This is a genomic window from Bacillus sp. P4_D3, from assembly GCF_056401855.1.
On record NZ_JBFUIN010000406.1, the window covers coordinates 1 to 2,775 of the forward strand.

The 2,775-nt window shown below is 35.5% G+C and carries 2 protein-coding genes; one reads left to right on the plus strand and one right to left on the minus strand.

Annotation, left to right across the window (positions count from 1 at the left end; all coding sequences use genetic code 11):
- Positions 1–481 precede the first annotated feature (481 nt).
- On the plus strand, positions 482–1,909 hold the full coding sequence (locus AC1DTM_RS21840; protein ID WP_000720967.1) for a serine hydrolase domain-containing protein: 1,428 nt from the start codon (positions 482–484) through the stop codon (positions 1,907–1,909).
- Positions 1,910–2,343: 434 nt separating this feature from the next.
- Here AC1DTM_RS21840 and AC1DTM_RS21845 read toward each other — a convergent pair.
- A partial coding sequence (locus tag AC1DTM_RS21845) for an AbiH family protein (protein WP_477000860.1) occupies positions 2,344–2,775 on the minus strand: 432 nt, incomplete at its 5' end.

The following is a 2,775-nucleotide window of genomic DNA, read 5'->3' on the forward strand; positions in this document are numbered from 1 at the left end:
TGATTGTTCAGACGGTGTAATGCGTGTTTATAGCATAGAAATTAAACAACTTTATTATCATTACACATGAGGAGAACAGCGTTCTCCTCCCTTTTCTTTTTAAGCCTTAAAAGAAGGCTGTTTTCGTTGTAGCTTTGAAATAAAGTTTGATCAAAAATACCTCGCAATCCCAAGTTTTACGATAAATAAAAAGAATCCATTTTGAAGAAAGATTGATCAAAATGGATTCTTCTCCAGCAGATTTAAGCTTGGTTTTTATAAAAAAGATTGATCATTTTCTACCTTTAATCTTCAACAATCGCGCCCGATTGTTGAAGATCGTTTTTCTTATTGAACTAACGCATCTGTTCGTTAAGTGTAACTCTTCCCAATTACTTGATATTATATAGGTGAATAGAAAGATAAATTAAAATTTAGTTTAGTAGTTGTAAAAGTAGGTTATTTATATTATTCTATTATAATTTTTCGAAAAGGAGAGTTTATGAAAAAGATTATTGTTTTTGTATTAACGATATTTATATTATTCTCAGGATTCGCAACACAAAGTTATGCGTTGTCTGATTCGAAATCTGCGGCAATACAAGCGTTGCTAGATGATGCCTCTCGTATATCAGGTGTGCCGGGAATGTCAATCTCAATACTTGCTGATGATGAAGTGTTCTACTTTTCTTCAGGGTATGCTGACCGTGAAAAGGGGTTGTCTGCAAGTGAAAATACACTCTATGAGTTAGCCTCGGTCAGTAAAGCTTTTACCGGTATGGGTATTATGCTGTTGGAAGAGCAAGGGCTGCTCTCAATGACTGACCCTGTCCAAAAATATTTACCTTGGTTTACGTTAAAGTATCAAGGGAAACCTGTTGATATGCAAAGCCTTACACTAAATAACTTTCTTCACCATACCAGTGGTCTAACAAATATTAGGCATACTCAAAGTATTCCACAAGGCAATACACCGGATATGTTGCAAAAGACTGTGGAAATGCTCGTAGATGCTGAATTGGCGTTCCCTCCCGGTGAACAGTATAACTATGGAACCGTTAATTATGACGTATTGGGCTTGGTTATTGAGATTGTGTCGCGACAAAGCTATGAAGACTTTATGAGGGAACAGGTATTTCAGCGGTTAGGTCTTCACCAGACGTATGTTTATAAAGAAGATGCTCAAGCCACTGGACAGTTGGCACAGGGCTACCGTTCTTCCTTTTTTATGACAACTCCATTTAAAGCTCCGGATTATGCTGGGAATAAGCCCGCAGGCTACATCATTTCTAATACAAAAGATATGGCGCGTTGGATGGGCATACAGATGGGTATTGTGCAGGACATACCCGAAATATTTCACACGGTTATCGAAAAATCACATAGGGGTGATATGTCTGTTTCGGCTGTCAACGATATGTATTATGCGGCAGGCTGGTCGGTAAACGCCGACCAAACGATTATAGAACACACTGGGGGCAATCCAAATTTCAGAACCGAAGTAGTCATACTGCTAAATGAACGAACAGCCGTCTGCTTGCTGAGCAACGGCGCAAATACCAATATAAACCTGGTACTAAAAGTTAAAGATATATTAGACGGTAATCTAACTCAGTCATATGAAATAAGCGGCACACAGCTTTTGGATATCATTTTGTCGTCTATCACTATTATTCTTTGCCTATTGGCCGTTCTCCTATTTCTCTTAGGATTACGCAGAAGGAAAACGAATGAGCGGCAGCCAATGACAAAAAAGAGAATAATCGTAACAGTTATTTTCCTGATCGCTACGATTGCCCTGGGTATACTGTGCTGTGCTTTCGATTGGTCAACGATACTTATTTGGCAAACATATAGTGTTCTTACAGCTTTGATTTCGTCAGCATTATTAACAGCAAGCATTACATGGTTTGTATACACTCACCGATAAAATACCTCGCTCCCAAGATAAGCATAATGTTAAGTAATTAAATTTCAATTTATCGGTATGCTTAATTTGAAAAACATAAGACACTTCGGTGTCTTTTTTAATATCATCGACAATTTTCCCAGTCAAACCTAATTACTATTGCTTCCACTAACCTGCTCCGTTCGTGGAATAAGGATTTTTAAACAACTAATATTATTTTTCAAATGACTTTATTGTAAATTAAACAACAATATTATTTTTGCACAAGCGTCGTTAGATAACATTTCTTAAAAGACTGTTGTTCAACAATCTGGCCCTTTAACGGAATAATCTTTTCACGCACGATAAAACACCCCTTTATTTAGATAAAGGGTTAGCCAAAAGGGGCGAAGCTTCGCAACATTTTTATAAACATCGTGACTTTGTTTTAAATCCACATCTATTGTTTGCTCTACTTAAGGTAAATCATAAAATGTGTCGCAGTGAATAAATTCTATATATTGTTCAATTATGCCTATTTTAGTCAATTTATCTCTAAAATTTTCAATATCATTCTCACCGTAATAATAAACATGCCATTCTGTATTTTCATTAACTCGTTCCTTAACTTCTTTAAAATATGGTAAATCCACATCACCTAAAGAATGTCCAATTATAATTACTCTTTCAACAGCATCAAAATTCAATGGAAATAGTTGATCTATATAATTATTTACATCTTTATATGTTTTAGAACAATAGTCAGTTAAAACTTTATATATTGGTGCCCTTTGTTCATCAAGTATATTTTGATAGTCTGTATAATTTTCGTTAAAGTAATCTATTCTTGATGAATTTGAATGCCCTAACACTAATTCATCATCTGAATCTACTACACCGTGTATATG

Bases quoted from the DNA above. Each gene is read 5' to 3' on its own strand.
- AC1DTM_RS21840 (WP_000720967.1), top strand. From the start codon at position 482: ATGAAAAAGATTATTGTTTTTGTATTAACGATATTTATATTATTCTCA.